Source organism: Rhodoblastus sp., assembly GCF_052145335.1.
In the GTDB taxonomy this organism is placed as follows: domain Bacteria; phylum Pseudomonadota; class Alphaproteobacteria; order Rhizobiales; family Beijerinckiaceae; genus Rhodoblastus.
This window is the reverse complement of record NZ_JBKQOU010000018.1, coordinates 41872-64344: the sequence shown is the minus strand read 5'-3', so window position 1 is coordinate 64344 and position 22473 is coordinate 41872. Positions and strand designations below refer to the sequence as shown.

20 protein-coding genes and 1 other RNA gene are annotated in these 22473 nt (G+C 63.6%); 11 read left to right on the top strand and 10 right to left on the bottom strand.

What is annotated here, in order from left to right:
- On the bottom strand, nt 1-1355 hold a 1355-nt coding region (locus ACLP2E_RS01580), incomplete at its 3' end, for a pilus assembly protein TadG-related protein (RefSeq protein WP_442464957.1).
- Between the two features lie 355 nt (nt 1356-1710).
- Here ACLP2E_RS01580 and ACLP2E_RS01575 point away from each other — a divergent pair.
- Together ACLP2E_RS01575 and ACLP2E_RS01570 are read left to right on the top strand one after the other, a co-directional pair.
- A complete protein-coding gene (locus ACLP2E_RS01575; protein WP_442464958.1) occupies nt 1711-3978 on the top strand; it encodes an ATP-dependent helicase in 2268 nt (755 codons plus the stop codon).
- Between the two features lie 19 nt (nt 3979-3997).
- The gene (locus ACLP2E_RS01570; RefSeq protein WP_442464956.1) at nt 3998-7162 is read left to right on the top strand and encodes a hypothetical protein; all 3165 of its coding nucleotides are present in this window, start codon (nt 3998-4000) and stop codon (nt 7160-7162) included.
- Between the two features lie 8 nt (nt 7163-7170).
- On the opposite strand, the gene ACLP2E_RS01565 is transcribed toward ACLP2E_RS01570, so the two are convergent.
- The 4 genes from ACLP2E_RS01565 to ssrA all read right to left on the bottom strand — a co-directional run bounded on the left by ACLP2E_RS01565 (nt 7171) and on the right by ssrA (nt 8748).
- Complete coding sequence (locus ACLP2E_RS01565; protein ID WP_442464955.1) at nt 7171-7428, bottom strand: ribbon-helix-helix domain-containing protein; 258 nt, start codon at nt 7426-7428, stop codon at nt 7171-7173.
- Complete coding sequence (locus ACLP2E_RS01560; protein ID WP_442461981.1) at nt 7425-7610, bottom strand: DUF4169 family protein; 186 nt, start codon at nt 7608-7610, stop codon at nt 7425-7427. Before ACLP2E_RS01560 ends, ACLP2E_RS01565 begins: the two co-directional genes overlap by 4 nt.
- 18 nt (nt 7611-7628) lie before the next feature.
- Nucleotides 7629-8297, bottom strand: a complete 669-nt coding sequence (locus ACLP2E_RS01555) for an SspB family protein (RefSeq protein ID WP_442461982.1) — start codon at nt 8295-8297, stop codon at nt 7629-7631.
- A 79-nt stretch (nt 8298-8376) separates the two neighbouring features.
- Nucleotides 8377-8748: a transfer-messenger RNA gene (gene ssrA / locus ACLP2E_RS01550) on the bottom strand.
- Nucleotides 8749-8859: 111 nt separating this feature from the next.
- Here ssrA and ACLP2E_RS01545 point away from each other — a divergent pair.
- From ACLP2E_RS01545 to ACLP2E_RS01535, 3 genes are all read left to right on the top strand, one after another.
- The gene (locus ACLP2E_RS01545; protein WP_442461983.1) at nt 8860-9666 is read left to right on the top strand and encodes a DUF2189 domain-containing protein; all 807 of its coding nucleotides are present in this window, start codon (nt 8860-8862) and stop codon (nt 9664-9666) included.
- A 203-nt stretch (nt 9667-9869) separates the two neighbouring features.
- Nucleotides 9870-10676, top strand: a complete 807-nt coding sequence (locus ACLP2E_RS01540) for a thymidylate synthase (RefSeq protein ID WP_442463850.1) — start codon at nt 9870-9872, stop codon at nt 10674-10676.
- A complete protein-coding gene (locus ACLP2E_RS01535; RefSeq protein ID WP_442464954.1) occupies nt 10673-11200 on the top strand; it encodes a dihydrofolate reductase in 528 nt (175 codons plus the stop codon). The genes ACLP2E_RS01540 and ACLP2E_RS01535 overlap by 4 nt, the downstream gene beginning before the upstream one ends.
- A 14-nt stretch (nt 11201-11214) precedes the next feature.
- On the opposite strand, the gene ACLP2E_RS01530 is transcribed toward ACLP2E_RS01535, so the two are convergent.
- Together ACLP2E_RS01530 and ACLP2E_RS01525 are read right to left on the bottom strand one after the other, a co-directional pair.
- Nucleotides 11215-13392 (bottom strand): molybdopterin cofactor-binding domain-containing protein, encoded by a 2178-nt coding sequence (locus ACLP2E_RS01530; RefSeq protein ID WP_442464953.1) that lies wholly within the window; start codon nt 13390-13392, stop codon nt 11215-11217.
- Nucleotide 13393: 1 nt separating this feature from the next.
- On the bottom strand, nt 13394-13852 hold the full coding sequence (locus ACLP2E_RS01525) for a (2Fe-2S)-binding protein (protein ID WP_442463847.1): 459 nt from the start codon (nt 13850-13852) through the stop codon (nt 13394-13396).
- A 324-nt stretch (nt 13853-14176) separates the two neighbouring features.
- Here ACLP2E_RS01525 and hflK point away from each other — a divergent pair, with 324 nt between their 5' ends.
- The 3 genes from hflK to ACLP2E_RS01510 all read left to right on the top strand — a co-directional run bounded on the left by hflK (nt 14177) and on the right by ACLP2E_RS01510 (nt 17865).
- Complete coding sequence (gene hflK / locus ACLP2E_RS01520; protein ID WP_442463846.1) at nt 14177-15385, top strand: FtsH protease activity modulator HflK; 1209 nt, start codon at nt 14177-14179, stop codon at nt 15383-15385.
- The gene (hflC, locus tag ACLP2E_RS01515) at nt 15382-16272 is read left to right on the top strand and encodes a protease modulator HflC (protein WP_442463845.1); all 891 of its coding nucleotides are present in this window, start codon (nt 15382-15384) and stop codon (nt 16270-16272) included. Before hflK ends, hflC begins: the two co-directional genes overlap by 4 nt.
- A 120-nt stretch (nt 16273-16392) precedes the next feature.
- Nucleotides 16393-17865: a DegQ family serine endoprotease gene (locus ACLP2E_RS01510; RefSeq protein WP_442463844.1), complete on the top strand. Its 1473-nt coding sequence runs from the start codon at nt 16393-16395 to the stop codon at nt 17863-17865.
- An 88-nt stretch (nt 17866-17953) separates the two neighbouring features.
- Here the strand turns inward: ACLP2E_RS01510 and ACLP2E_RS01505 are convergent, their stop codons facing one another.
- Nucleotides 17954-18643: a hypothetical protein gene (locus ACLP2E_RS01505; RefSeq protein WP_442463843.1), complete on the bottom strand. Its 690-nt coding sequence runs from the start codon at nt 18641-18643 to the stop codon at nt 17954-17956.
- 148 nt (nt 18644-18791) lie between these two features.
- Between ACLP2E_RS01505 and ACLP2E_RS01500 the strand changes: the two genes are divergently transcribed.
- Together ACLP2E_RS01500 and ACLP2E_RS01495 are read left to right on the top strand one after the other, a co-directional pair.
- Nucleotides 18792-18998 (top strand): hypothetical protein, encoded by a 207-nt coding sequence (locus tag ACLP2E_RS01500; protein ID WP_442463842.1) that lies wholly within the window; start codon nt 18792-18794, stop codon nt 18996-18998.
- Nucleotides 18999-19122: 124 nt separating this feature from the next.
- Complete coding sequence (locus ACLP2E_RS01495; RefSeq protein WP_442463841.1) at nt 19123-19473, top strand: Rieske (2Fe-2S) protein; 351 nt, start codon at nt 19123-19125, stop codon at nt 19471-19473.
- 20 nt (nt 19474-19493) lie between these two features.
- On the opposite strand, the gene ACLP2E_RS01490 is transcribed toward ACLP2E_RS01495, so the two are convergent.
- Nucleotides 19494-21266, bottom strand: a complete 1773-nt coding sequence (locus ACLP2E_RS01490; protein ID WP_442464952.1) for a cation:proton antiporter domain-containing protein — start codon at nt 21264-21266, stop codon at nt 19494-19496.
- A gap of 78 nt (nt 21267-21344) precedes the next feature.
- Here ACLP2E_RS01490 and ACLP2E_RS01485 point away from each other — a divergent pair, with 78 nt between their 5' ends.
- Complete coding sequence (locus tag ACLP2E_RS01485) at nt 21345-22082, top strand: NUDIX hydrolase (RefSeq protein ID WP_442464951.1); 738 nt, start codon at nt 21345-21347, stop codon at nt 22080-22082.
- Here the strand turns inward: ACLP2E_RS01485 and ACLP2E_RS01480 are convergent.
- Complete coding sequence (locus ACLP2E_RS01480) at nt 22067-22420, bottom strand: hypothetical protein (protein ID WP_442463838.1); 354 nt, start codon at nt 22418-22420, stop codon at nt 22067-22069. The two genes, ACLP2E_RS01485 and ACLP2E_RS01480, sit on opposite strands and share 16 nt — an antisense overlap.
- Between the last annotated feature and the right edge of the window lie 53 nt (nt 22421-22473).

Genomic DNA, 22473 nt, shown 5'->3' with positions numbered 1-22473 from the left:
TCAACCGTCTTCGCCGTCAGCTTGTTTTTTCCAGCCATAACCGTCCCTCCTGTCCCTTTTTCCAGTCCCTCAATTGGAACCTCAATTAAGCGCGGATTGTAGCATACAAACGCGGATAAACGAAAACACAAATCCGCTGTAAAGCCACAAAACTCTAGGACAAAACGGATAATAGCAGACAGTGGCGGAATAACGGCGTGCGGATTGGGAATCGGCACATAGGGCACGTAAAGCACCGCCAGGGTGATCCCGCGATTCTTGATCGTCGTGCAATTGGCCGTGTTGAGCGTGGTGGCGTTGTTGCTGCCGCTCCATGAGCCGTTGTTGACCTGATACTGGCTGTCCTGCGCGCCATCGGTCACCATGAACACGAAAGGTATCGGCGAGGACGGGCTGGCGCCGTTGCCGACCGACGAGATCAGGCCGTTGACCGACGGCAAGGCGTTTTCAAAATGGGTGCCGCCGGAGCCGATCGCGCTGGAGCCATTGCCGTTGTCGATCAGCGAAGTGAGGGCGGACGCGGCCGTCGTCACCGTGGCGAGATTGGTGGTGAGCGTCTGATAGGACTCCATGTAGCGGGCAAAGGGATAAAGGCCGATGGCGAACTGGTTGGTCAGTGTCGCCGTGGTCTGCGCGGTTGAGATCAACTGCTGCACCGCATAGGCGACGGCGTCGAGCCGCAGCTGGATGCAATTGCTCTGGCCGGGCTGCGGACAGTAGGAAACCGGCGAACCGCTTCCCCCGGCGGTGCGGGAAAGGTTGTAGCCCTGGCACATGACCGTCGCGCCCTGTTTGTTCTGGCAGGCGGCGTAGGCGGTGAAATGGCAGGCGATGGTGCAGCCGCCGGGATAGAGATTGAGATAATCCGGATTGATCGCGGCGAGGCGCGAAATTTCGCTCGCGGTCGAGGGAATGCCCATCGATTCGGAAACGTCGAGCAGCAGATAGAAGCTGAGATAGCTCGGCAGGGTCATCGACGCTGCCGCGGCGCCGGTGAAGGTCATCTGGCTCACATGAGCCAGGTTGCCGAACAGATTGGGCGAGTTGGCCTGATAGTTGATGGTCGCGTTGATCGTCCGGCCGGTTTGCGCGACGGCGATTGTCGGCGCCTGCGCCAGATTGGCGTAAATGGAGCCGGCGTTGACGATGAAAGCGCGCTGCGCCGCCGCCTGCCCGTCGCTGACCATCTGCGACGCCGGCAGACCCTTGGCGTAATCGGATTCCGCCGCGGCCAGCGCGGCGAGAGCCGCCGCGTCGGCGGCGGTGTTGAGCACGCCCTTGCTCGCTATGGCCCGGCCGTAATCCAGCGCCAGTCCGACGAAGAGAATGACCGCGAGCGAGGATAGCGCGAACATTATCGCCACCGAGCCCGATTTCTGAAGAAAAAGGGCGGCGATACGACGATGAAGCCTGCACGCTCCCATATGAAACTCCGCAACGGCGCTGGAACGGCTCGAACTCGGGCCGGATCGGCGCCGTTTATGGCGCCTCTCGCCTTCGCGAAGCTTGCCGCCGCTTGCGGGAAGGCGGCGACGGGGATTCGACATCGACGCAATGTAGCCCCACATTGCGGTTAACGATTCGCTGTTCGTTCACCTTCAAGGCCCAGAATTGTCCGATCCCTTTTCGCTTGGCGAAGATCCTCTTGGCGACGATGATTTTTCCCACGCCGGACCGCGCGCCGGCGGGCTGGCGGCGCGCGCGCTGGATATGGCGCGGCCCAGGCCGAACTGGCTCACGGCGTTAAATCCCGAGCAGCGCGAGGCGGTCGAGGCTTTGGAGGGGCCGGTTCTGGTGCTGGCCGGGGCAGGGACCGGCAAGACGCGGGTCCTGACCTCGCGCATCGCCCATATATTGGCGCAGGGTCGCGCCCGGCCTTATGAAATCCTCGCCGTCACCTTCACCAACAAGGCGGCGCGCGAGATGAAGGAGCGCATAAGCGTCTTGATCGGACCCGGCGCCGAGGGCATGTCCTGGCTCGGCACTTTTCACGCCATCGGTGCGAAAATCCTGCGTCGCCACGCCGAACTGGTCGGCCTGAAGAGCAATTTCACCATTCTCGACACCGACGACCAGATTCGCCTGCTGAAACAGGCGCTGAAGGCGGAAAATATCGACGACAAGCGCTGGACCGCCCGCACGCTGGCCTATCTGATCGACAATTGGAAAAACCGCGGCCTCGACCCGAAACATGTGCCGCCGGGCGAGGCGCAGGCTTTCGCCAATGGCAAGGGCGGGGCGCTTTACGCGCTCTATCAGGAGCGGCTGAAAATCCTCAACGCCGCCGATTTCGGCGACCTTCTGCTCGAATCCCTGCGCCTGCTGCGCGAAAACCCGGACGTGCTGCGCGAATACCAGAACCGCTTCAAATATATCCTGGTGGACGAATACCAGGACACCAACGCCGTGCAATACCTGTGGCTGCGGCTGCTGGCGCAGAAATCCGGCGATGCGTCACCGCAAAACATCTGCTGCGTCGGCGATGACGACCAGTCGATCTATGGCTGGCGCGGCGCCGATGTCGACAATATCCTGCGTTTCGAGAAGGATTTTCCCGGCGCCAAGGTGATCAGGCTGGAGCGCAATTACCGCTCGACCGGCCATATTCTCGCCACCGCCTCGCATCTCATCGCCCATAACCGCGACCGGCTCGGCAAAACCCTGTTCACCGATGGCGAGCCGGGGGAAAAGCCGAGCGTCGCCGGCGTCTGGGATTCGGAGGAGGAGGCGCGCGTCGTCGGCGAGGAAATCGAGCAGCTGCAGCGCCAGAACCATTCGCTCGACGAGATCGCCATTCTGGTGCGCGCCTCGTTCCAGATGCGCGAGTTCGAGGAGCGATTCATCACCCTCGGCCTGCCTTACAAGGTGATCGGCGGTCCGCGCTTCTACGAGCGGCTGGAGATACGCGACGCCTTGGCCTATCTGCGCTGCGTCGCCCAGCCTGCCGACGATCTCGCCTTCGAGCGCATCGTCAATACGCCCAAGCGCGGCCTGGGCGAAAGCACCTTGCAGGTCGTGCACGAATTCGCCCGCCTGCGACAGATTCCATTGATGCAGGCGGTTCGCGCCCTGGTCGAGACCGAGGAATTGCGGGCCAAGCCGCGCGGAACCCTGCGCTCTTTGCTCGCGGATTTTTCGCGCTGGTCCAGTGAAATCGAGACCAAGCCGCATTACGAACTGGCCGAACAGATTCTGGAAGAATCCGGCTATACCGATTTCTGGAAACAGGAGAAGTCGGCGGAAGCCGAGGGCAGGCTGGAAAACCTGAAAGAGCTGGTGCGCTCGATGGAGGAATTTCCCGACCTCGGCGCCTTTCTCGAACATATTTCGCTGGTGATGGACGTCGACAACAAGGACGCCGGCGAGCGCGTTTCGATCATGACCCTGCACGGCGCCAAGGGACTGGAATTCGATACGGTCTTCCTGCCCGGCTGGGAGGAGGGTCTGTTTCCCCACCAGCGTTCGCTCGACGAGAGCGGCCGCGCCGGGCTGGAGGAGGAGCGCCGTCTCGCCTATGTCGGGGTGACGCGGGCGCGGCTGCGGGCGAAAATCCTGTTCGCCAGCAATCGCCGCATTCACGGCCTGTGGCAGACCACGGTTCCCTCGCGCTTCATCGACGACCTGCCGGCGGCGCATGTGCAACTGGTCGAAAACGCCCGCAGCGGCTCGGATTACGGCGGCTACGCGCAGTCGCGTTTCGCCAATATGGATTCCTTCGGCTCGAAATACGAAACGCCGGGCTGGCGGCGCGCGCAGCAACGCTCCAACGAGCCGCCGGCGCGCAAGCCGCCGACCATCGAAGGCGAAATTGTCGCCAGTTCTCATGCGGCGAGCGGTTTTTCGTCAGGCGTACGGGTTTTTCACATCAAATTCGGCCCCGGAACCGTCGCGGCGGTCGATGGCGCCAAGCTCACCATCGATTTCGACAAGGCTGGCCGCAAACTGGTGCTCGATTCCTTTGTCGAGCGGCGCGATTGATGCAGGCGGGGGATGAGCCATGCGCGATCTCCTGACTTATCTCGGAATCGCGCTGATACTGGCGCTGACGGCGGCGGTCGCCGCGCCTTTCTTCATCGATTTCGACGCCTATCGTGGACGCATCGCCGAGGAATTGTCCGCAGGCCTCGGCGCGCAAGTAACGCTGAACGGTCCGATTTCCCTGCGCCTGCTGCCGACGCCGCGCTTCTCGGCGGAAAAATTGCGATGGTCCGGCGATTGGGGCTCGGTCAAGGCGAATAAAGGCTTTTTCGAATTGACGCTGCCGGGCCTGATCGGCGGCCGGCTGCAATTTTCGCGGACGCGCCTCGACGATTGCGAAATCATCATCGAAACGCAAAACATCGGGGCGGCAAAAAATCTTCCCGCCACCCAATTCGACGATCTGGTCCTGCATCGCGCCACAGTGACATTTCTGCGCGACGGAGCGCCGGCTTTGCGGCTGGAAAATCTGGAACTCGCCGGCAACGCGCCTTCGCTGGCGGGGCCGTTTTCGGCGCGAGGTTCGTTCCCTCTGGCCGACAAGGAAGTCGCGTTCACTTTCGCCAGCGATGTGCTGGCGAAAGACCTGCTGCCGCTGAAAGCCAACTTGACCTTGCCCGGCGAGAGCGGGCGGCTCGAACTGGACGGCAGGCTCGATTTCGCCGCCGCGCCTCTGTTCGCGGGCGAGGCCAAGGCGGAGGGCGGGGCCGGGCCGGGACCCTGGCGGGCGCAGGCCAAGCTGGCGGCCTCTTTCGAAGGCGTCGAGGGGCAGGATTTTTCCGCCACGCTTGGCGACAGACCGCTGGCGAACAGGATTTCAGGCGGCGGGCGCTATGATGCGCGCAACGGCAAGATCTCGCTCGATCTCGTTGCGCCGCAAATCGACGCCGGCTGGGCGGAGCTTTTTTCGGGCCCGCTGCTCGCGGCCAGCGCCAGCGCGGCGCCGCTTGACCTGCGGCTCAAAGCCGAGACCGTGAACTGGCGCGGCGCCGACTGGACGCAGGTCGAATTTTCTAGGGCCTCCGGCTCGCCGGCGCATCTGCAAGCGCAAGGGCCAGGCGCGTCGCGGCTCGATTTCGTCGCCGCGCCGGATGGCCCCGGCTGGCGGGGCAAGGCGCAGTTCAAAGCAGAGGATTTCCCGGCTTTCGCCGCCGCTTTGCCGCAGGCCGCGCCGCTGGCGGATTTCCGTTTGGTGGAGATCGGCGGTGATTTTTCCGTGTCCGCCGACGAATGGAGCCTGACGGGGGCCCGTCTGGCGCTGGATCGGGCGCGGCTCACCGGCGACTTGCATTTCAAGCCGGGCAAACCAGACCGACGGCCATATCTGGCCGCCCGCCTCGCCGCGCCGGCGCTCGATCTCGATGCTGCGCCCGATCTTGGCCCCGCTTTGCTGGCGGGCATGGATCTCGACTTGGCGCTGCAGGCGCAGACGGTCAAGCTGGCGCATGGCGGCCGCCAGATCGGCGAGGCCGGGCGGATCGACGCGCATTTCCAGCGCGACGGCGAGGCGACGCGGCTGGAACGACTGGATTTGCACAATATCGGCGGCGCCGAACTTTCCGCTCACGGCGGCTGGGGCCGGGACTTTTCCGGGCTGACCGGCGAAGCGCGGCTCAAGGCGGCCGATTTTTCCCAGCTGGCGCAGGTTCTCGGCCGGCTTTTTCCCGGCGCCGCGACCAAAATTCTGGCGACGCGGGCGCGCTTGCTCTCGCCGGCCGATTTGACCGCGAAAGCCGGCGCAGCTGAGAAAACCTTCGAATTGAACGGCGCGCTCGGAGGGACGAAGATTAGCGCCTCCTTCGCGCCGCGCGCCGGTGAAAAATTCGTCGCCGCGCTCGATCTCGCCGCGCCAGACGGCGGGATCCTGCTCAACCAGCTTGGGGCGCCGCTGCTGTTTGGGCAAAAACTCGGTCCCGCCCATGTGACGGCGCGCGCGCAAAGCGCCGAGTCGCAGGGGGAAAAGCTCGAAATCGTCGCCGCCGGCGATCTCGCGGGCCTGCATGGCGATTTTCGCGGCTTCGCGACGGAAATCCTGCACAGCCCGACGGTCGAAGGCGACCTGGCCGTCGCAGGCGACGCGATGAAAATCCTCGCAAGCTTTTCCCCGTCGCCGCCAGCCCCCATTGCCGCGCGCTTTTCCGCGTCTTTGCACGCGGGCGACGGATCGGTGACGTTGCACAATCTCGCCGGTTCGTGGGGCGACGATAAATTCGCCGGCGACCTGACCATCGGTGGGCGGGAGATCGTCGGCGACCTGCGCTGTGACCGCCTCTCCGCGCCGGCGCTCGCCGCGTTGGTGCTTGGCCCGCCGGCTCCGGCCAAGACGGGCGCCCTCTGGTCGAGTCTGTCCTTCGCGCCGGTCGCCGTCGATCCGCCAGCGACGAAAATATCGGTGGAGACCGCGAATTTGCAGCCTTTCGGCGGCAAGGCGCGTTTCAATCTGACGCTTGGTCAGGGGCTTTTGTCACTAGCTCAGGCCAGTTTGGATATTTCGGGCGGAATTTTGCGCGGCGGTTTCGATCTGCGGCGCGAAGACGGGCGGGTGAGCTTGAGCGGCGAAGCGGAAGCGGAAAATATCGCGCTCAGGAACCGGGGCTTTTCGGCGAAACTCGATGGGCGCCTGCGTTTCGCTGGTGATGGCGCCAACGCCGCGGCTTTGCTCGGCTCTCTGGCGGGGAGCGGCGCCGCGCGCGCGAAAAACCTCGTCGTGGCGGGGGCGGCCGAAGGGGCGCCCGATCTGGCGCTGGCTGCGAGCGAAACCAGCGAAGCGCCTTTCGACGTCGCGGGGATCACCAAAAATCTCGATGAGTTTTTCGCGCGCGGCGAAACGCGTCTCGGCGAGGCGGATTTCGCCGCGCGGCTGGCCGCAGGACGGCTGAACCTGACCCGGGCGAACGGTCTCGAGCCGGCGCTGGAGTTTTCTTTCGACCTGTCCGACGCCAATATGGCGCTGGTTTTGTCGGCCGCCGCCCAAAAAAGACCCGACGGCTGGACCGCGCCCCTGCCGCGCGCCGGCGTGACCTGGGCGGGGCCGTGGTCGGCGCCGGGCCGACGTGTCGCCGCGACGGGTTTCGTCAACGCCGTCGCGACGCGAGCCCTGGAGCGCGAACAGGCGCGGATCGAAAAGCTCAAGCTGCAGGACCAGGAAAGGCTGCGCGCCCTGGCGCCTCAGCAGGCGCAGTAAATCTGAGCCTAGCGGTTTACCCTGTCGCGAAAAACCTGCAGAAGATGCACCCGCAAAGCCGATGACAAGTTGGCCGCGCCGCGCTTCTGGTCGATCTCCGCCGCATAGGCGGCGACCGAGACGCCCTTTTCCCGCGCCAGTTCGCGCAGAACCTCCCAGAAGGCGGTCTCCAGCGAAATGCTGGTGCTATGCCCGGCGATGACCAGCGAATGTTTGCGCATCCGGCCTGTATCGTGGTCCTGCGCCTTTTCGGGTGCTCTCGTCACGGCTTTTCGCCGTCGAGCTTATGTCCGTCGAGATTTTTGTCCGCTTGCGCCTTGGTCTTTTCCGCCAATTTCCGCTCGGCCTTGCTCAACCCGTGGCGGATGCGGTTTCCCTGCGCCAGATCCTCGTCGCGCCGGCGTTCCTGCACCTTGCGGGCCCGGCGGAGATTGACGATTTCGCCCATGGCCTCGGATCCCGGGTTTCAGGGCTTTTTGCGGAAGGCGTCGATCGACACGACTTTGGATTCCTGCGCCGAATCTTGCGCTAATTCCTGCTTTGCGGAAGTTTTCTTTGCCGAATCGGCCTTCTCGTCCGCTGGCTTGGCGGCGCCGCCCTTGACGGCAGGCGCCGGCTTGGGGGCCGGCGGCGCGCTGCGGCTTTTGGCCGGAACGATGTCCGGTTCCGAACCGGCCCCCCGCAATTTCGGCTTGACGGTCTCGACGGGGCGCTGCGGATTGGCGACCGGCCCGACGATGGTTTCCTCGTCGTCTTCGTCGAATTCGTCCAGTTCCTCGCCTTGCGCCTCGAATTTCAGGCCGAATTGCACGGAAGGGTCGTAAAAACCGGAGACGGCGTCGAAAGGCACGTGCAGTTTCTCCGGCACGTTCTTGAAGTGCAAGCCGACTTCGAAGTAGCTTTCCTCGACCTTCAGATCCCAGAATTGATACTGGAGAATGATGGTCATTTCATCGGGATACTGCTCGCGCAGCCGGTTCGACATTTTGACGCCGGGCGAAGGGGTGCGGAAGGTGATGTAGAAATGGTGTTCGCCCGGCAGGCCGTCGCGCGCCGCATCGGCCAGCACCTTGCGAACCACGCCGCGCAGGGCGTCCTGCACCTGAAGATCGTATCGAATCAAATCTGTCGGCATGTGCGGCACAAATTCCATTTCGACGCCGGACCGCATCCTATGGTCCGGCCACTGGCGCCGGAGCGAGCCGGCAGAAAAAAGTGGAGGCTTCTGTTGCCAGGCGCCTCCGGGCCCCGCCTTAAAGTGCAACCCCTAAGGACTTAATTTCGGTACCAGAACCGCATTACGCGGCGACGGCCACCGGAGCATAGTTGTCATTGGCAACTATAGGTGTGATCCAGATAACGACGGAATCATGCCGGGCAAAAGTATATCCTTTACACCCTCGTCGATCCTATTTCGCCCCCGCCGCAGCCCGTCTGCAACGTCTTGAACGCTGGAAACGGGCTGGGGTGGAGGCGCCGGGTACCGCCCCCGGGTCCGAAAGGCTTATTCCGATAACCATTTATCGCCATAGCCGTCCGAGGACGGCAAATCGAATATAGAGAAGGGTTGGGGCCGGCGAAAGGGGTTTTCGGAAAATCTCGAGCCGGTTCTTGTCCAGGGCCCTTGTCCTCGCGCCGCCGCTGCATCACTCTGTCAAAATGAGACTCGCGAAAAAGCGGGCGTTCAGGGAGAGATCATGCAGCAGAACGCCATTCCGCCGTCGGCGACGGATGAGGCCACGCGCCTCGCGCGCCGCACGGTCGTCATCCGCAAGCTTCAGAAGGACGATATTTTCAACTCCCTCGTCGCCGGCTGGAGCGATCTCAAGCGCGCCCCGGTCTACGGCCTGACGGTGGGCGCGGCCTATGCGCTCGGCGGCTGGATCGCAATTTACTTCGCCAGATTCTCGGGCCTGAATTATTTTACCTATCCCTTCCTCACCGGCTTCGCGCTGGTGGCGCCCTTCATGGCGGCGACCTGCTACGAAGTCAGCCGGCGGTTGGAAAGCGGCGAACCTCTATCCTGGGCGGCGGTCCTCGGTTCCGTAAAGGCCGGTGGCGGCCGCGATCTCGGCTGGATGTGCTTGGTGACGCTGTTTTCTTTCCTGCTTTGGGTGGACTACGCCTTTTTCCTCTATCTGATGTTTTATGGCGCCCACATGCCGGACCCGGCGGCGTTCATCCAGGAGGCTCTGTCCACCCAGCAGGGCCTGGTTTTCATCCTGGTCGGCAACATCGTCGGCGGCATGATCGCTTTCACCGTGTTTTCCTTCACGGTCGTCTCCTTTCCGCTGCTGCTTGACCGTGATGTCGATTTCATCACCGCGATGATTTCCTCGGTACGGGCGGTGAAGACCAATCTTTGGCAGATGCTGGCCTGGGCCTTGATCATCGCCCTGTTCCTGGCTTTCGGCCTGTTGTCCGGCCTGTTGGGACTGATCGTGGTCCTGCCGCTGCTCGGCCACGCCACCTGGCATGTCTATCGCAAGCTGGTGGAACCTTAGAGCCTGGCCGCAAATGGGTGATGCCGGGCTGCAAATGGCGTTTTTCTGCGCTCCGATGCTCACGTACATAAAGTACGTTCCGCTTCGGTGCTCGAAAAACACCATTTTCGCCGCGGCCTGACCCATTTTCAACCAAGCTCCTGGAAACTTTCCAACGCGCCGCGAATCGCTAAACTGACCGGCTTGTTTGGCGGAGCCCTGAAATGCGGTCCTATCTTGATCTGTTGAATCGCGTCATGTCCGAGGGCGTGACCAAGAGCGACCGTACCGGCGTCGGAGTCACCTCGATTTTCGGCGCGCAATTGCGTTTCGACCTTACCGCCGGCTTTCCGCTGCTGACCACCAAGAAGCTGCACACCAAATCCATCGTCCACGAATTGCTGTGGTTTTTACGCGGCGACACCAATATTGCTTATCTCAAGCAGAACGGCGTCGGCATCTGGGACGAATGGGCCGATGAAAACGGAGATCTTGGCCCGGTTTACGGCAAGCAATGGCGCTCCTGGGCCGGCGCCGACGGGCGAACCTATGACCAGATCGCCTGGCTGGTCGAGGAAATCAAAAACAACCCGTTTTCGCGACGGCTGGTCGTCTCGGCGTGGAATCCGGCCGAGATCGAGAGCATGGCTCTGGCCCCTTGTCACTGCCTGTTCCAGTTCTATGTCGCGGAAGTGGACGGCGTGCGCCGCTTGTCCTGCCAGCTTTACCAGCGTTCGGCCGATATTTTCCTCGGCGTTCCCTTCAATATCGCCTCTTATGCGCTGCTGACCCATCTGGTGGCGCAGTCCTGCGGGCTGGAGGTCGGCGATTTCGTCCATACTTTCGGCGACGCCCATCTTTATTCGAATCACGTCGAACAGGCGAAGCTGCAATTGTCCCGCACGCCCGGACCTTTGCCGAGACTGAAACTCAATCCGGCGCGGAAAAACCTGTTCGATTTCACTTATGGCGACATTGTTTTCGAGGATTATCACCCGCAGCCGGCGATCAAGGCGCCGGTGGCGGTATGAGCGAGGCGCCGCTGCCGCTGACTATCGTCGCCGCCATCGCCCGCAATGGCGCGCTCGGAAAGGACAACGCGATCCCCTGGCGCGCGTCGAGCGATCTCAAGCGTTTTCGTGAGATCACCTGGGGGCGGCCGCTGGTCATGGGGCGCAAGACCTTTCAGTCGATCGGCAAGGCCCTGCCGGGGCGCGAAACCATCGTGGTGACCCGCGACCGCGATTTTTCCGCGCAAGAGGTGGAGCGCCTGCACACCGCCCATGATTTCGACGAGGCTTTAGCCTTGGCCGATCGCATCGGCCGCGCCATGCACGCCGCCGAAATCATTCTGGCCGGCGGCGGCGAACTTTATCGCCTTGGTCTGCCGCGAGCGGAATACCTGCGCCTGACCCTGGTCGATTGCGAGCCGGAAGCCGACGCTTTTTTTCCCGCTATCGACTGGAGCCAATGGAAGGAACTGCGCCGCGAAACGCCGGAGCGCGGCCCGAAGGACGAGTTCAGGCTGGATTACGTCGATTATAAACGGCGCTAACGCGGCCTGCCGCTTCAAGCATTCTGCGGGTTGCTGAACGGCAGGATGCGGATGCGCTTGCCGGTCGCCTGGAAGTAAGCGTTGGCGACGGCGGGGCCGATCGGCGGCACGCCCGGTTCGCCGGCGCCCGTCGGCAATTCGGCCGATTTGACCACATAGACCTCCACCTTGGGCATTTCATCGATCTGCAACACTTGATAATCGTCGAAATTGCCCTGGACGACCTTGCCCTTGTCGAGCGTGATCTGTGACTTGAGAATGGCGCCGAGGCCAAAGCCGATGCCGCCCTCCATCTGGGCGCGAACCTGGTCGGGATTGACCGCAATGCCGCAATCGACGGCGCAGACGACCCTGTGCACTTTCGGCGTTCCGTTGTTGTCGAGCGAGATTTCGGCGATCTGCGCGACATAGGTGTGGAAGGATTCGGCCACGGCGACGCCGCGAAAAACACCCTTCGGCAGCGGATCGCCCCAACCGGCTTTTTCAGCGGCCAGCCGCAGCACGGCGCTGTGGCGCGGCTTGTCCTTCAGCAGCGCCAGACGGAAAGCGACGGGGTCCTTTCCCGCCGCCTGCGCGATCTCGTCGATGAAGACTTCGAGCGCGAAGGCCGTATGGGTCGAGCCGACCGAACGCCACCACAACACCGGAATTTTCGGGTCGGTGGTGGTGAGGTCGATGCGCAGATTGGGAATGGCGTAAGGCTGGTTCGACATGCCTTCGACGGAGGTGGCGTCGACGCCGCCGTGGACCATGCCTCTCTCCATCGGCGTCCCTTTCATGATCGACTGCCCGACCAAAGTGTCGTGAAAGGCGATCAACTCGCCCTTGGCGTCGAGCCCCGCCTTCATCTTGTGCACGAAGGCCGGGCGATAGCGGCCGGCGCGCATGTCGTCCTCGCGGGTCCATTGCACCTTGACCGGCGCCTTCCAGCCGAGCGCCTTGGCGGTAGCAACCGCCTCGACGATGATGTCGGCGTCGAACACCGCGCGGCGCCCAAAACCGCCGCCGGTCTTCATCACGCGCAAGACCACCTTTTCCGGCGCAATGCCGGCGATTTTCGCCGCCACGGCCTGGTAAATGTCGGGCATCTGGTGCCCGCCCCAGACCTCCAGCGTTCCGTCGGGATTCATCCTCGCGGCGGCGTTGATCGGCTCCAGCGGCGCATGGGCCAGATAGGGGAATTCGTAATGCGCCTCGATGATCTTCGCGGCCTTGGCGAATCCTGCGTCGATGTCTCCGGCGCTGACCGCCACGGCCTCGCCGCCCTTTTCAGCGGCCTGCCGGTATTCGTCGAAAAGTTCGGCGCTGGTCAGCTTCACCGCATTGGATTCGTCCCATTCGGCGGTGACGGCGTCGCGCGCCTTCATCGCCTCCCACATGCCGCTAGCGACCACGGCGACGCCGCGCGGCGTCGCGACGGCGTCGATGAATCCCTTCACCGCCTTGGCCTTGCTCGCGTCGAAACTTTTCAGCGTCGCGCCGAACAGCGGCGGGTGGATCATCACGGCGGTGAGCATGCCCGGTTCGCGCAGGTCGATGGTGAATTTCTGGCGGCCGGTCGATTTGGCCGCGGAATCGTAGCGCGGCAGCGTTTCGTTGCCGATATATTTCCAGTCCTTCGAGTCTTTCAGCGCGGCTTCGCTCGGCACGGGCTGGCGAGCGGCGGCGGCGGCCAGCGCGCCATAGCTCGCCACCTTGCCGGAGGCGTGGCTGACGACGCCCTTGTCGGTTTCGATCTCGCTGGCGGGGACGCCCCATTGCGCCGCGGCGGCGGCGACGAGCATGGCGCGCGCGGTGGCGCCGGCGCGGCGGTAACGCTCCCAGGATGAATTGACGCCGGTCGAGCCGCCGGTGCCCTGTATCTTGCCGCCCCAGTCGAGATTGCCGTAAAGCGCGGGATTACCGTAGCCGCCGTCGACCGTCACCTTCGCCCAGTCGGCGTCGAGTTCTTCCTGCACCAGAGTGGCGAGGGCGAAGTAAATGCCCTGGCCCATGTCCATATGGGCGGAATAGATAGTTACCGCGCCATCGGGCGCGATTGCTACATAGCCTTCGAATGGATTGACTGCGGCTTTCGCAAGCGTCGAGAAGCCGACCACCAGGCTGGAGCCGACAGCCGCGGCGCCGATGAGAAACACGCGGCGCGAGGGCTGCGCTGGCGGCGCAAAGCGGGTGAGAGGCGAGCCCAGCATGTCAAGCTCCCAACATTCTGGCGGCTTCATGGACCGCCGCGCGGATGCGATGATAGGTGCTGCAACGGCAGATATTGCCCGCCATCGCGTCGTCTATGTCCTGGTCGCTCGGCGCGCGCTTGTTCGTCAGCAGCGCCACGGCGGCCATGACCTGCCCGGATTGGCAATAGCCGCATTGCGGCACATCGAGCTTGATCCAGCTGGCCTGCACGGCCTCGGCCACCTTGCCCTTGGCGCCTTCGATGGTGACGACATTGCGTCCGGCGACATCGGAAATCGCCGTCTGGCAGGAGCGCGTCGGCTGGCCGTCGATGAAGACGGTGCAGGCGCCGCACAAGGCCAGGCCGCAGCCGAATTTGGTCCCGACCAGACCGAGGTCGTCGCGAAGAACCCACAGCAGCGGCTTGTCGCCGTCCGCTTCCACTTCCTGCGGCCCACCGTTGAGATTGAATTTGATCATGATTCTTTCTCCGGGAGAGAAAGCAGGGATCGAAGGGCGGCCAAGCAGCCGTCATCCGTCATCATTAACTGGGAGCGAGTGGCCTCGTTTCAAGACTGCGCCGGTTGACTTCGCGGAGCTTCGGGGGGCTCCGAGGCGGGATTTGTCGCGCCCGATAGTCGCGGCTTGGATTGTGCCGCCGCTCGCTGCGTCCTATATAGGGACGGCCCGCCGGGCCGCATCCTTCGAGACGCCGCCATAGCCCGTCGTAAGACGGGCGTCTTCCGACGCCCTACGCAATGGCTCCTCAGGACGAGGGGCTGTCATAAAAAATTCGAGGAATTCATGCCCTGGAGCAATCAAGGCGGCGAACAGCCGCAAAAGCCGGAGGGCGCCGGTCCCGAGCAGCCATCAGACCCGAGAGTAGATCCCAGGAACGATCCCAGGAACGATCCTTGGCGCACGGGGCGAAAAAATCCGTGGGGCGTGGGTGGCGGCGGCCCGGGCGGCGGCGGCGGAGGATTTGGCGGGGGCGGTCCCGGCGGTCCCGGTCCCGATCTTGAAGCATATGTTCGCAAGGCGCAGGATAAATTGCGCAATCTCACCGCCGGCGATTTTTCGCCGCGTGGCATCGCCGCCCTTCTGGCGCTGATCTGCCTGTTGTGGCTCGCCAGCGGCTTTTACACCGTCGATCCCAATCAGGTCGGGCTCAATCTGGTGTTCGGCCGCTATACCGGCAAGACCGCGCCCGGCCTCAACTACATCTGGCCGGAGCCGATCGGCTCCTATCTCAAGCTCAATGTCACCGACCGAAATTCGATCGATATAGGCGCGCGCGGCCGCACCGACACCGGCGTGCTGACCGATATTCCGGAAGAAAGCCTGATGCTGACCGGCGACGAGAATATCGCCGACGTCAAGTTCCGGGTGATCTGGCAGATCGATCCGGTTCGTCCGGAGGACTTCGCCTTCAATATCAAGAATCAGGTCGAAACCATCAAGGCGGTGGCTGAAAGCGCCATGCGCGAAATCGTCGGACGCACCCAGATCCAGCGCCTGCTCACCGCCGAGCGCAAGGTGATCGAACCGGCCTCGCAGGCCGCCATGCAGAGCATACTGGATTCGTACCATTCCGGCGTCTCCATCCTGCAGGTGCAATTGCTGTCGGTCGATCCGCCGCCCACCGTCATCGCGGCCTTCCGCGACGTGACGGCGGCGCAGCAGGACCGCAGCCGCTTCGTCAACGAGGCGCAGGCGCAGGCCAACAGCATCGTGCCGCAGGCGCGCGGCGAGTCCGCCCGCATCCTTCGCGACGCCGAAGCCTATCGCGAGCAGACGGTGGCGGAAGCCCGCGGCCAGACGGCGCGCTATTCGAAGGTGTTCGAGGAATACAAGAAGGCGCCGGAAGTGACGCGTCAGCGTCTCTATCTGGAGACCATGGAGCGGGTGCTCGGCGCCGGCGACAAGGTCATTCTCGACCGCGCCGCCGTCACGCCGCTGCTACCGCTGGCGCCTTTCCAGTCCGAGACCAAACCGGCCGGAGCCCAGCCATGATCCAGCCGAAAACCATCGCTCTCATCGCCGGCTTCTTCGTGCTGGTTGTCGTGGCTCTCTCCGCGACCTTCGAGTTGCATCAGACCCAGCAGGCGCTGCTGTTGCGTTTCGGCGAGCCGGTTCCCGATCGCGGTCTGGTGACCGACCCGGGCCTGCATTTCAAGATGCCGCTGATCGAATCCGTGGTCTTTCTCGACAATCGCATTCTCGATCTCGAATCGTCGAGCCAGGAGGTGCTGGCTTCCGACAACCAGCGGCTCGAAGTCGACGCTTTCGTGCGTTACAAGATCGCCAATGCGCTGAAATTCTACCAGACCGTCGGCAGCGTCGCCAATGCCGACAACCAGCTTGCCTCGGTGCTGAATTCCGCGGTGCGCCGCGTTCTCGGCGAGGCCAGCCAGACGCAGATCGTGCGCGACGACCGCGCGGGCCTGACGGCGAAAATCCGCGATCAGGTCAATCGCGAGGCCGAGCGTTTCGGCGTCTCGATCAATGACGCGCGCATCCGCCGCGTCGACCTGCCGCGCCAGATTTCGGAAAAGGTGTTCGACCGCATGCGCACCGAGCGCGCGCGCGAGGCCGCCGAATATCGCGCCCTCGGCCAGCAGGAAGCGCAGCAGATCCGCTCCAGCGCCCAGCGCGACGCCACCGTCATCGTCGCCGAGGCGCAGCAGCAGGGCGATTCGATGCGCGGCGATGGCGAAGCCGAGCGCAACCGAATCTTTGCCGAAGCGTTCAATCCCGATCCGGATTTCTTCGCTTTCTACCGCTCGATGCAGGCCTATGACGCGGCGCTGAAAACCAAGGGATCGCGTTTCGTCGTTTCGCCCAGTTCCGACTTCTTCCGTTTTTTCGATCAGGCGTCCGGCAAACCGGCAAAACCGTGAGCCAAAACGAGAATTGGCTCTAGGAGCGAATGCGACGCCGAGCTTATGCGAGGGATTCTATGGCCGCAACGTTGCGGCCAAAGATACTTAACGAATTCCAGTGAGGTTTCGATGATCTGCATGACCCCAAAAAAAGCTGGACGCGCCATGCTGGCTGGCGTCGTCCTGTCGGCCGGGCTGGTCCTTGGCGGGCTATCGCCTGCTTTCGCCCATGCCGCACCGGATTCATTCGCCGATCTGGCGGAAAAAGTGACGCCGGCGGTGGTCAATATCTCGGCCACCCAGGTGGTCGAGGACAAGAAGATCGAAATGCCGAAACTGCCGCCGGGCTCGCAGCTCGACGACATGTTCGAGGAATTTCTCAAGCGCCATCGCCAGCAGAACGGCGAGGGTCGCTCCCATCGCTCCAGTTCGCTCGGCTCGGGCTTCGTCATCGACGCTTCCGGCATTGTCGTCACCAATAATCACGTCATCGACGGCGCCAACGAGATCGAGGTGATCTTCACCGACGGTTCGAAGCTGAAAGCCGAAGTCATCGGCAAGGACGCCAAGGTGGACGTCGCAGTGTTGCGGGTGAAGCCGCCCAAGCCTTTGGCGGCGGTCAAGTTCGGCGACAGCGACAAGGCGCGGGTGGGCGACTGGGTGCTGGCGGTGGGCAATCCCTTCGCGCTCGGCGGCACGGTCACGGCGGGCATCATTTCCGCGACAAGGCGCAATATAGAGAGCGGCCCTTACGACAATTACATCCAGACCGACGCCGCCATCAACAAGGGCAACTCCGGCGGCCCCTTGTTCGATCTCGACGGCGAGGTGATTGGCATCAACACGGCGATTCTGTCGCCTTCCGGCGGTTCGATCGGCATCGGTTTCGCCACGCCCTCCAACACCGCCGGTCCGGTGATCGAGCAATTGATCAAATTCGGCGAGACGCGGCGCGGCTGGCTCGGTGTGCGCATCCAGAACGTCGACGATTCCATCGCTGAAAGCCTCGGCATCGGCAAGGCGCGCGGCGCGCTGGTGTCGGGCGTCGACGAAAAGGGACCGTCAGCAGGGGCCGGGTTCAAGCCGGGCGACGTCATCATATCCTTTGACGGCAAGCCAGTCGCCAATGCGCGCGAATTGCCGAAAATCGTCGCCCAGACGACGGTCGGCAAGCAAGTCGACGTGGTGGTGATCCGCGACGGCAAGGAACAGACCAAAAAGGTGACCCTGGGCCGGCTGGAAGACGGCGAGGCCAAGACGGCCAGGGAAAAGCCGGCGGTTGCCGAGAAGCCCGCCGAGCCGGCGGTGAAACTTCATGTGTTCGGCCTCGACCTGTCGCCCCTCGACGAGACGGTGCGCGGAAAATTCCAGATCAAGGACAGCGTCAAGGCGGGCGTGGCCATCGTCAAGGTCGATCCGGAATCCAACGCGGCGGAACAGCATCTTGCTCCCGGCGACGTGATCGTCGAGGTCAACCGCCAGCCGGTGGCTTCGCCGGAAGAGGTCGACAAGCAGGCCAAGGCGCTGAAGGCGGAAGGCCGCAAGTCGGCGCTGCTGCTGGTCGCCAATGCGCAGGGGCAGGCGAGGTTTGTCGCCCTGTCGCTGAACTGACGCTTGCCAGCGCCTTCGGCTTGACCACCAGACATTGGCGGTCGAGCCGAAACAGTTTGGGTGTGCAAGGTCCGGGAAGAAGGCCAGGTCAGTTGCGGCCGCCGGTTTCTTCCGCGCGCTGGCCGACAAAACGAACGGCCAGGGGGTAGCCCGGCATATTTGCGGCCATTGAATTTGTAAAACGCAACGGCGTGCAAGCCTTGATCGCCGCCAAAATCGACTTGCGGACCTCATCGGCGGAGATTCCCTGCCCGGCTTTAAGATAGGTGACGCGAGGCGGCCAAAGCACCTCTCCCATCTTGTTGAAGCCAAATCTCAAGGTGACCTCGACCGTGTCGCCTCGCGCCGGAACGGGCGGCTCCCAACAAGTCGCCAACTGCTGCGCCGCCTGTTTCGGACGTTCGACAGGCGACGAAGATTGTTTGCCCTCAGGCTCAAGCTTTTCAGATAAATTCTTGTAGACGGTGATCACCATGCCCTGTGGCAAGGAAGGCGTTTCGTGAGGGATCAAAGGCGCCGTATTAGGCTCCGACGGGTAGGGCGGGTAAGCGGGCTCCGGCGCGATCAGCCCGGCGCCGGGCAATTCCGGAAAGGAATAATTCGGATTGATCGTCTGGCCTGGAAGCAAGAGCAGCAAATCGCGATGAAGCAGGCGATTCCTGTAGCCCTGCACCGGGCGATGTGAGTGAATGCCTTGCCAGCACAGCGCCGTTCCGCACGGCGCCGCGGTGGCGACCAGAGCCAGGAGGACAATTGCCTTGAGGCGAGCACATGCCATGGCTGCGACCAACGAAAATTGCGTCGGCTAAACAATCGGCCGTTTGATCTCGAGCGCCATTATGCTCCTCTTTGGTTCGGGCGACAATTTCTGCGATAATCGATGGCCACGAGCCGATGGGGGCGGACGGCTCAACAGGAGCAATAACGTGAGCAACGCGGACGAGAAGCGTGTCGGCAAACTGGCCGAGCGCAAGGGCTTTCATCTGGAGAAGGCGGGACACGGCACGAGCCACGGCCGTTTCTACATCATGGATGTCGCAGAGCGCGCAAGGCAGCGTTCGGGCGTCGCCGAACATGAGTATTCCTTTTCGCTGGAAGAGGCTGAGGCCTGGCTTTCCACCCACTCGAAGTAAGCCGCTTCTATAATCGCACGTCGGCCGCCGCGCGCTCATTCCGGCCGCGCTTTTCGGGAGGCTTTTCGCTGGCCCGCAATTTGCCTGTTTTCGGTGAGGCATTCCTTTTCAAGGGGCGACACCGATGGCTTTCACCTTCATCTGTAACACAAGCGCCATGGAAGAAGGCGGCATGGGCCTTTTTCAAGCCGGCAAGAAGAGCGTGATGCTGGTCTGGCCGAAGGGCAGCGAGCTCAAAGCCTATCGCGGGCGCTGCCCGCACGCCGATGTGCCGCTGACCGACGCGACCTTCGACGGTCAGATCGTCGTTTGTCCGCACCACCAGTGGGGCTTTGACGGCGCCAGCGGCAAATGCGTCACGCACATCGTCCGCAACGTGCTGCATCCCTATCCCGTGCGCGTCGAAGGCGACGAGATTCTGGTGGACGTCGGCCTCGTCAAGCCGCCGCGTCCGGCGGCCCCGCCGTCGAGCTAGAGCGCGCCAACGAGGCTGTTTCATCGTTTTTTTCTCCGCCCGATGAACGGCCGCGCCGGCGGGGCCTCGCTTTCTTCCGCCACCAGCGCCTTGCGATAGAGGTCACGCTGCTCGTGGATCGAGGCGATGACGAGGCCCATCGGCACGCCAATATCGACCAACGCTGCTTCCGACAATTGCAGGCTGGCCTCCATCGTCTCCGGCACGGCGTCGGTGGCGCCGAGCTTGTAGAGGGCGCGGGCGTGGGCCGCGTCGCGGGCGCGGGCGACGATGGTCAGGTCGTCGCGCGCCTCGCGCGCCTGCCGCACCACGGCGTCCACCGCGCTCGGCGTATGCATGGTGACCACCAGCGCGCGCGCTTGCGCCAGTCCGCAACGGTCGAGAAAATCACGCCGCGTCGCGTCGCCCCAATAGACCGGCTCGCCGCGGCCGCGCGCCTGGGCGGCGATGCGCGCGTCGCCATCGACACAGATATAGTCGACGTTGTGCACCCGCATCAGCGCGCCGACGATCTGCCCAACCCGCCCATAGCCGACGATGATGACGCGCGAGGCGGGCGCCAGTTCGTCCGGCGCCGGCCCCGCCGGGAGTTTTTCGGCTTTGCCGGGGCGCGTGGCGACGATGGCGATCAGCGGGATCAGCGCCATCGACAGGGTGACGCCGATCATCACCTGTCCCCCCAGTTCTGTCGAAACCAGACCTGCGGATTGGGCCGCGGTGACGATGAGGAAGGCGAATTCGCCGCCCGGCCCGAGCATCAGCCCGATCTTGCGGGACTCGCGGAGCTTGGGCCCGAAAAGTCGCGCCAGGGCGGTAATCAGCGGCGTCTTGATGGCGATGATGCCGAAGGCTATTCCGAGCGTCACTGTGGGATGGGCGATCACCTCCAACGGGTCGAGCCCGGCGCCGACCGAGACGAAAAACAGCCCGAGCAGCAGGCCCTTGAACGGGTCGATCGCCAGCTCGACAGCGCGGCGGAATTCGGTTTCCGCCAGTAGCAGCCCGGCGATGAAGGCGCCGAGCGCCATCGAGAGGCCGGCGTAGGCCGCCGTCACCGCCGCGCCGATCACCACCAGCAGGCAGGCGGCCATGAACAGTTCGGTCGAGCGCGCCGCTGCGACCAGTTGGAACAAGGGACGCAGCGCCAGCCGCCCGGCGCCGACGATCAGCGCCACGCCGATCAGGGCCGGGGCGAAGGTCCAGAACAGGCTGGTCCCGGCCTCCGCCGCACCGCCAAATTGCGCGGTGACGAACAGGATCGGCGCGACGATCAGATCCTGAAACAGCAGAACCGAGAATATCGCGCGGCCCGACAGGGTGTTGAGCCGTCGCCTTTCCGCGAGCACCGGCACGGTGATGGCGGTCGAGGACAAGGCCAGGGCCGCGCCCAGCACCACCGATGTCGGCTGCGAAAGGCCGAACGCGCGAGCGGCGGCGAACAGGGCCACGCCGCAGACCGCCACTTGCAAGGAGCCGAGCCCGAACACGAAGCGCCGCAGCAGATGCAGGCGCTCCAGCGACAATTCGAGCCCGATGTTGAACATCAGGAAGACCACGCCGAATGCGGCGACGGCCGCTATGCTTTCGCCGCCGGCGATGAAAGGCAGGTCGAGCGACAGCATCTTGTTGAGGCGGCCGAACCCATAGGGGCCGATCGCCATGCCCGCGAGCAGGAAGCCGAGCACCGGGGAGATGCGCAGGCGGCGAAACAGGGGTACGACGACGCCGGCCACGCCGAGAAACAGCAATGGCGTCTTGTAAGGCTCCAGATCGAAATGGCCGGCCAATTGCATTCTCCACTCGAAACAGGATAACGGATTCGCGCGATGCGCCAAATTATCAGGCAAGCATCGGGCCATGGGGCGCGGTTCATGCGAAACGGAATTTTCAGCGTCGCCCGTCTGGAGACCGGCTACCGCCCCGGTCCGTGGGATTTCGCGCGCGACGAGGCGGCGCGGATCGACGCCCATTGGCGCAAATGCCAAGCGGAAAAGCCGAAGCTTTTCGACGGCAGGGTGCTGCTGCTGCGCGACGGCGAATTTTTGAACACTGCGGAAGGGGCGGTGTTTCGTGGCGATTTTTTCGAAACCGATTTCCGCAATTTCCTCGCCTGGCGCGACTTCGGTTTTCCCGATGGCGAGGTCTACAATTGCTTTTCCATGGCCGCGCTGCGTTCGCGCGACGGCGGTTGGCTGCTCGGCGAAATGGGTAGCCATACGGCCACCGCAGGCAAAATCTATTTCGCCGCCGGCACGCCGGACCCCAGCGATATTCGCGGCGACAAGGTCGATCTCGCCGCCAGCGTGGCGCGTGAATTGTTGGAGGAGACCGGTTTCACCCCGGAGGAGGCGGCGGCGTCGCCCGGTTGGCGCATCGTCGTCGCCGGGCAGAAGATCGCCTGCATGCAGCAAAGGTTTCTGGACCTTTCGGCGCAACAGGCCTGCGCGCGGGCGGCGAAATTCATCGCCGCCGATCCGGAGGCGGAACTCGCGCGCCTGCACGCCGTGCGCGGCGTGGAGGATCTGGACGCCGTGCGGATGCCGGATTTCATCCAAGTGTTCTTGCGCGACGCATTCGCGGCGAGTGAAGCCTCCTATCCTTCCGGATAGCCGTGCCGGGTCTTGGTCGCGCGCAAAAGTCCTTTCGCGCGGAGCGTGTCGCCCTGGCCGCAGGCTTGGTCCGCTTCGGCCAACTCGCCCTGGATCTGGCCGTAGACGCCCTTTTCGATATGGCCCGTGGCGAGATCATTGTCCTGAACGGCGCGGAACTGGGCGATGTCGCCGGCGCAGCCGCCGCTTTGCGGCAGATGCGATTCCGCCGGCGTCACCCGAACATAGGCTGGCGTGGTGAGCGGCGCCAGTTCGACGACGGGCGGCGCACGATTGGCGTTGCATCCGGCTACTAGCAGCGTCAGAGCCAGAGCCTCGGCAGGAAATATGCGACGCATGGGCGGCTCACAGAATAACACTCGCGAGGGACGCACCATCCTTTGCCAAAGAC